We start from the raw sequence: 7,391 nt of genomic DNA, 5'->3' as shown, positions 1-7,391 counted from the left end.
CCAGGAGATGGCATTGGTTCCACCTGAATAAAAGGCATTGAGCATCAAATCGACATCACAAACCGGCGCAGCGACTCATTGAAATGAAGTGCTGCTCGCCGGCGAGGGGTATTTCAACAGCCTGTTAATCGAATAGCAGGAGCGGTACGGGGCAGTTTTCGAGCGCCGCTTGTTAGTCGAGGCTCTCGCCGATTCGCAACGAACTCGTCCATTGAACCAATGAAATTGCACCGGTCTAAAGTTGCATGCGCAAAATCAAATTCAGTGAAGGCGAGCGCGAAGAGCTGATGTCGATGCAGCGCAGCCTCACGATGGCCCTCGGCCTGGTGAGGCGTGCGCGGTTGATCTCGCCTGCGCGACGTGATTGTGCGTGGTTTATTCGATGGTACTAAGGAGTCTCGACAGAAAAGCTCATGAGATACACCCGTCAATACACCAAGTGGGTGATCCCGTTGAAATGGAAGTATTGTAATCCATCGCGGCGAATCCGAGTCAATTCGGCTGGTTCAGTGGATTAGTTTCGTATATCCGCGAGAACGCCGATGAAGAACGATCCAGTCGCCCTTGTCATCAATGTCACATTGCGCTGTCCATTGAACTGCGCTCACTGCTGCTACTCGTCGGATATGGCAAAAAGAGGGCACTTGTCGCTCGATGATGTCAAAGCCGCGATTTCACAGGCTGCGGCCGCATACATTTTCGACGCGGTTCATTTCGTCGGCGGCGATCCGCTCCTGCATCCGGAGCTCGTTCGTGAGGCAATCGAGCACGCGGCCGGGCTAGGCCTGCGCACGGGCATCACCACGAGCGCGTTTTGGGCCAAATCCCGTGAGCGCGCGCAGGATGTGGTGTCAACGCTCAAGGCGGTGGGCCTCTCGGAGGTAACGCTCTCGTACGACGATGCCCATGCGCAATTCCTGAAGATCTCGCACATCGCTAACGCCGTCTCGGCAGCGATCGACACAGGGGTGAAAGCGAGAATTGCCGTGGTGATTGAGCCCGATTCAAAGATCACAGCCGAGTCGTTGCGCACTGCCCTAGCGCTTGACGATAGCGTTCAAATCTACGAAACGGCGATCAATTCGACGGGACGCGCCGCCGACATCGAGGCCGACCGGGCCGAACTGCGCAAGCGCTGGGAGTATGCCTATCGTGGACCGTGCACGTCGGTTCTCCGCAATTTTCAGGTCAACCCCGAAGGAAACGTGTATCCGTGCTGCGGTGTACTGCCTCATAGCGAAAGCATGGTCGTAGGGCACATTCGAGAGGGCGGCCTGAATCGCGCGATATGGCAAGCCGATGACGATGCGCTCCTTCAATGGATCGGCAGCGAGGGCCCCGTGGAAGTGCTCGTCCAGACAACCGCGGACGATCCGGTCCCGCTCGAACGGGAAGACTTCGACGGCGTATGCACGGCATGCGACCGCCTGTACTCGTCGATCCATTTGCTCTCGCAAGCCCGAGCGTTCGCCGAGCGGCGAGACAAACCGGTCAAACTCACGACGCAGCGTCGTCGAATAGCCACGGCGCGGGAATAACGATGGACGTCTTGCTATTATCGGCGCCGGTCGTGTCGGTAGTGCGCCCCTCCGCTGCGCTGGGCTTGCTGCAGGCGACTCTGAGACGCGCGGGCCTGAGTGCGTCGTCGCTCTACCTGAACCTCACATTCGCGCAGTGGATAGGACTCGATTTGAATGAGTGCCTTGCCGGCGGATTACCCAGTCACTTGCTGATCGGCGATTGGTTCTTCGCCGAAGCGCTCCGTACGGACCGGATTCGCCCTGTGGATCAAACGTACGAGCGTGAACGCCATAGTGCGCTCGACAAAGCAGGTATCGGCGATCTCGACGCACTGCGTGGCCAATACGCGCAGGCCTTCGTGCGTTTCGCGGCAGAGAAAATCATGGCGTCTCGGCCGCGCGTAGTGGGATTCACAACGATGTTCGAGCAGACGGCCGCTTCGCTCGCGATCGCCGCTGCCGTCAAGGCTTCGAGTCCGGACACCGTCGTCTGCTTCGGCGGAGCGAATTGTCATGGTCCAATGGGCACCGTGCTCCGCGAGCATTTCCCGCAAATCGACTACGTTTTCACCGGCGAGGCCGATCAAACGTTCGCACCGTTTGTCAAGGAACTTCTGCAACGAAACGCCGCTCGGCACGGCGCCGAATTTTCGCTCGCGCCGCGCAATGGCGTCGTCGCCACCAGTCCGACTCGGGATTTAGACGAACTGCCCGTTCCGGATTACAGCGATTACTTTGCCCAACTATCCGAGTTGGAGGAGCACTATAGGGTGCGCCCATCCATCCCGTTCGAATCGTCGAGAGGTTGCTGGTGGGGGCAAAAGCATCATTGCACCTTTTGCGGGTTGAACGGCGAGGGCATGACTTTCCGCGAGAAATCACCGAGCCGCTTACTCGACGAACTCGAAACGCTCGTTGTGCGGCATGCGATAGCGCGCATGGCAGCAACCGACAATATATTAAGCCCCAAGCATGTTGCGAACGTCCTCGAACCGATGGTAGGGGAGCATCGCGGGCTCAACTTGTTTTACGAGATTAAGTCCAACTTCGACGAAGAAAAGCTGAGGACCTTGGCACGCTCCGGAGTGACGTGGGTTCAACCGGGCATAGAGAACCTCTCGGATCCGATTCTCCGGCTGATGAGAAAAGGCGTGGATCGTTTGCTGAATGTCCGCTTGCTCAGAAATTGCCGCGAACTCGGCTTGGGCGTGATCTGGTCGATTCTGTACGGATTTCCGGAGGAGCCTTCCGAGGAATACGACGCCGCAGCCGAAATCGTACCGTTGCTCGAGCACTTGCAGCCCCCGGTCGCGTGCGGCCGCATCCGTCTCGATCGATTCAGCCCGAACTATGAACAAGCGGAGATGATCGGTTTTCGTTCGGTCCGTCCGTTCAGGTCCTATGCTGAGATCTATCAGATTCCCGATGAAGCGCTTTCGAACCTCGCTTATTTCTTCGACGGCGAGGCCCCCTCGTCTGCCACCGAACTGGATTTGGAAAAGCTGCGCACGGCAGTCAAGCGTTGGCGTGCGCGCTGGTTCGACGAGCCCGAGCCGCCTGTGTTGCGTGCGTTCCCGATAGACAGTGGCTACTTGATCGAAGATTCCCGCAGCGTAGCCTGCGAACCGTTTTATTTTGCCAACGAAGCTGAAGTAGCCGTGCTCGATTTATGCCGCTCGCCTCGCGTCGACAAAGACCTCGAAAAATTGGCGGCTCGTCTGTCGGACGGCGCGGTCGAGTCCGCGTTCGCATCGCTGCGTTCCCGAGGATACTTGCTGCAGCATGGGCGGCGCTCGCTGTCTCTACCCGCGATGGCCGGAAAGGAAGAAGTCGATGAGCAAGCACGCGCGGATTTTCCGTTCGGCTATCTCGCGTAGTGTTGCTTAGCGCCTGTCCATAGGAGGCCGACAATGACCGTGGAAGTAAGACCGCTGGGCGACAAATGCAACATCCAATGCAAGTACTGCTATCAGCAGGCCGCTCGCGAGAGCCAAACACGCAAACCTCAGTATGACGTCGACGCCGTCATCGGCAAGCTCGAAGAAATCGGCGTGCCGTTCAGTCTTTTCGGCGGCGAGGTCATGCTGACCAAGCGCTCCGATCTGCGACGCCTGCTCGAGTTCGGCTACGATCGTCACGGAACCGTCGGCATGCAGACGAACGGCACCTTGGTACGAGAAGCCGATCTCGCGCTTTTTTCCTCCTACTCGGTAAACGTCGGAGTATCGATCGACGGCCCTGGAGAAATGAACGATGAGCGCTGGGCCGGCACGTTGATCTCGACGCGGCGGGCGACGGCGATGACGGAGGCCGTCATCGAGCGGCTCTGCCGCGATGGTACGCCCCCGAGGGTCATCGTTACCTTGCATCGGCTCAACGCGGCGGGCGAACGGCTGAAGCGGCTTTGCAAGTGGCTGCAGTTTCTTGATCGGCTGGGGGGCGAACGCGTGCGATTGCATTTGCTCGAACGAGACAACGCGGAACAGACCGCACACTTGCAAATGACTGTCGAAGAACAGTTGATTGCCATGCGGACGCTACGTGAACTGGAAGCATCGCTCGCGTCGATTCGTTTCGATGTCTTCAAGGAAATCGAGGCAATGTTGAGAGGCCACGATTCGGCCGCGGCGTGCGTATTCCATGCTTGCGACGCCTACTCGACGCGCGCGGTCATTGGTGTGGAAGGCGACGGCACACCTTCCAATTGTGGACGAACGAACAAGGAAGGGATCGCCTATCTGCCGGCACGGCGTCGAGGCTTCGAACGGCAATTGGCGCTGTATGAAACGGCTCGATCGGACGGCGGCTGCGCAGGCTGCCGCTTCTTCTTGATGTGCAAAGGCAATTGTCCCGGCACCGCGATCGATGGGGACTGGCGCTTGCGATCGAGCGACTGCGCCGTCTGGTACGGACTGTTCGAAGATGCCGAGCGCGGGTTGGCGGCCGGCGGGAGGCCACCCCTGAGCGTTTCAGCGAGTCGAATACGCCTCGAATCAATGATGATCGACGCATGGTCCGTCGGGGAGGAGCCTTTGCTCGAAGAGTTGCTGGACGATGTGCGCGACGAGGCGCCTCGATCATGAATGCATCCGCGATATCGCTGAACTGGCCGAGGCTGCTTGTTCCGCAAACGGAAATGGCTATGGATACGCATAGGCACCTGTCGGCCCACGCGCGGGCGCGTGTCAATTTCACAAGCCAAGAGGCGCAAGCCCGATGGGACGCCAGTTTCCAACGCTCCGCGCAAGCGACGCTGTCGACCGAGCTCGAAGCCGTTCGGCGCGGGATCGTGGGGGCGACGCTCGTTTGGGCGCCATTTGCGTCGCTGCAGGCGGTACTCGACCATGCGAAGCACGCGGACTTATTGGTATCGGTGCGCGAAACCGCACCGGACGCTCTACTGCACGTCCCGGTGATGCAGGACGGCACAGAATGCGACGCTCGCGAATTCGCTGTTTACTGTCTCCTGATCGAAGCAAATCGGAAAGATGGCCCACAGGAAACATCGCTCGATTCCATGTCTCCTTCACTATTGCTCGACCGGGGATTCCCAGCCTGTTGCGCGCAAGCGTGGTCGCAGGCACTGAACGCCGGCTGGCGCGATGCGATCGCGAAGACACTGGCGGAAAATGGACCGATATCCCCGCTGGCAGCACTGGCCACGCTAGGAATAGGACCACTGCGTCACGTGCCTTGCAGCCCCACCTGTACTGCGTCGAGCCACGCCGTATCGCACTTCTCCGATTTGGCAAAGGAAATCGGATTTGCGGGAGAGGCTTCGCTTTGGGAAACATGGAGCGACATGCCAACGCGCGCTACCGTCCGCTCGGGCATCGTCGAAGTCACGACACCCGAATGGCGCTTCGCTTACCGCGCACCGGGGCGAGTTGCACGGCAGGCGGTGGCCTTGGCCGGCCCCCGTAGGCGGTGGTATGCCTCGCCCGCGATCGCAGAGTCCATACAGGAATGCTGCGACGGGCAATTCGCCGATGAATTTGCAAGGAGATCTCGTTGGAGCACGGTGGTTTGGGAACAATCATCGTTGCTTGCGCGAACCTCCGGCCCCGTTGTCCACCTCGATTGCGGAGAGGGTTTACTCCTTGAACTCGCCGCACTTATGCGGCCCTCGCGTGAGATAGCGGGAATCGACCCATCGCCCGCCCTCGTGTCGAACGCGCGCGAGCGACTGGGCAACAGCGCGGCGCTCGCGATAGGGGACTGGATCACGAAACCCGGCGCGCTGGTGCAATTTCGGGCACGGGCAGGGATGGTTCTGCTGGACCCTGAACGCCTGGCCGATACCTCGATCGAAAACCGGCAAGAGCTTTTTGCAGGGTTAGCCGCCATGCGAGCGGATGCCATCGTTATAGTCGCAACGGATCGCGCGCTCGCTCGTTTTTGCGATATCGACCACCTTGCTGCGGCCGCGGGACTCGGGGTCGATGCCGGGCATGCTCGGCGGGTCTCAGCAAGGGTCGTGGGATTCATATAGGCGGTACCGCTCCTCAGGCGGTCAGCGCTATGGGCGTTGAATGATCACCGCGGCAATTTCTGCTCTCCCTTTCGCGCGCGAGGCTTTCCGCGATCCCTGGCAACTGATCGGCGATCCGAAGCATATCGCCACGCTTCCAGGCGTTCATTGTCTTCGTCAGAATCGCAACTAACCGTCCATGCTCGCAACATGTTTCTCCATAAGCTCTTTCTTCATGCCTTCAGACGAGCACCGAGGCATCAAAGCACAGAAATATGAATGGCGCGCTCCCTTGAGTTTTGCCTTGGCGTGCACGATGCGCGATGGCCGCAGAAATCGTCGGGCTCCAAAGAGTCGCCATAAATGCGCAGGCATGTCACGCGGATTGTTGAATGCGTCAATATTGGAAACATCGACCGGCCGATGGCGCCGGGAGGCCTTCGGTTTTTGGTGGCAAGCAGCGCGCCGTACAGCGGGCGCGACTACCTGAGCGGATCTAGAAATAGATGCACGGGGAAAATTTCAAGGTGGGTAGCGCGAGTTTCCGCCCGTGGATTGCATGCTTTTCCTGTAGTCGACGAAACGGCAAACTACCATGGAATTGCGGCGAGACGATGCGACGCCTTGACGCCGACGAAAACGGTGCGAATTGAACTCACGCCCTGGGTGCTCTAACTCGAGCGGCTCCTCGATGGCCGGCGCCAACCGCGTCTGAGGCGTTGCTCTTGCCGACACATAAGCTACGAATCGTCGGTTTTGGATGGCGCGGCGAGGCCGTTTCGGGCTGCGTTTTTCTCTGCACGCACCCTCGGAGCACTGACAAAACTGACAGAAGGGAGGGGTGCCGGGTTTGCGGCGCGCGAGGGCTAATGTATCGCTGCAGAGCGATGCGTTTATGTGTGTCGCTCGTTCGATGTGGGTCCGCTTTAGCCATCTGGGAACTGCGCAAATCCCTCCAAATAGGTTTCCTACGCGTTCCGAGGAAACATAGTCGCTCGTTAGTCTCATGCAGTGCAACTGGGTGGTCATGCCGCATCAAAGGGTGCATCACTTTGACCATCCGCTTTGCAATGTGGCATCAACCGAATAGGCCGCGGCGTCGCGAGCATCCGATCCGATAGTGCGCGCGGTCGACGACGGCGCTGTTCGAAATAATCTTTCATCAGCCTGCAAGGGGGGGCGCGTTTCACGACCCCTAGTGAAAATGACCCGAATCGTCGAGACCACCGATTCGATGGTTCGGGAGAAATCGGTTGGCGAGCCCCGCGGGTTAAGAGCCGCTAACACAAGTCATCAAGTGCGACGCGTGTCGCCGTCCGCCGGACGTAAATCGGCAATGTAGTGGATGGCAAAGCTCTTCTCTGCCTTGTCACATTCAACAACCTGAATATGGGAATTTG

The 7,391-nt window shown here is 59.0% G+C and carries 4 protein-coding genes; all 4 read left to right on the top strand.

Translation table 11 applies throughout. The features are described from left to right. Positions 1-542 precede the first annotated feature (542 nt). The 4 genes from ACLFKU_RS41945 to ACLFKU_RS41930 are packed head-to-tail and all read left to right on the top strand — an operon-like array spanning position 543 to position 6,012. Positions 543-1,538: a radical SAM/SPASM domain-containing protein gene (locus ACLFKU_RS41945; protein ID WP_410853158.1), complete on the top strand. Its 996-nt coding sequence runs from the start codon at positions 543-545 to the stop codon at positions 1,536-1,538. 2 nt (positions 1,539-1,540) lie between these two features. Continuing rightward, positions 1,541-3,397: a RiPP maturation radical SAM C-methyltransferase gene (locus ACLFKU_RS41940; protein WP_410853157.1), complete on the top strand. Its 1,857-nt coding sequence runs from the start codon at positions 1,541-1,543 to the stop codon at positions 3,395-3,397. Positions 3,398-3,430: 33 nt separating this feature from the next. Beyond that, positions 3,431-4,603: a radical SAM protein gene (locus tag ACLFKU_RS41935; protein WP_410853156.1), complete on the top strand. Its 1,173-nt coding sequence runs from the start codon at positions 3,431-3,433 to the stop codon at positions 4,601-4,603. After that, entirely contained in the window at positions 4,600-6,012 is a 1,413-nt protein-coding gene (locus ACLFKU_RS41930; RefSeq protein WP_410853155.1) for a hypothetical protein, read from the top strand. Before ACLFKU_RS41935 ends, ACLFKU_RS41930 begins: the two co-directional genes overlap by 4 nt. The last annotated feature ends 1,379 nt before the right edge of the window (positions 6,013-7,391 follow it).

It is taken from the genome of Paraburkholderia sp. EG304, assembly GCF_046543485.1.
Classification (GTDB): Bacteria; Pseudomonadota; Gammaproteobacteria; order Burkholderiales; family Burkholderiaceae; genus Paraburkholderia; species Paraburkholderia youngii.
The sequence above is the reverse complement of the archived record's forward strand: the minus strand, read 5'-3'. Positions and strand labels throughout refer to the sequence as shown.

Coding starts and splice junctions, on each gene's coding strand:
- ACLFKU_RS41945 (WP_410853158.1), top strand. CDS start 543: ATGAAGAACGATCCAGTCGCCCTTGTCATCAATGTCACATTGCGCTGT.
- ACLFKU_RS41940 (WP_410853157.1), top strand. CDS start 1,541: ATGGACGTCTTGCTATTATCGGCGCCGGTCGTGTCGGTAGTGCGCCCC.
- ACLFKU_RS41935 (WP_410853156.1), top strand. CDS start 3,431: ATGACCGTGGAAGTAAGACCGCTGGGCGACAAATGCAACATCCAATGC.
- ACLFKU_RS41930 (WP_410853155.1), top strand. CDS start 4,600: ATGAATGCATCCGCGATATCGCTGAACTGGCCGAGGCTGCTTGTTCCG.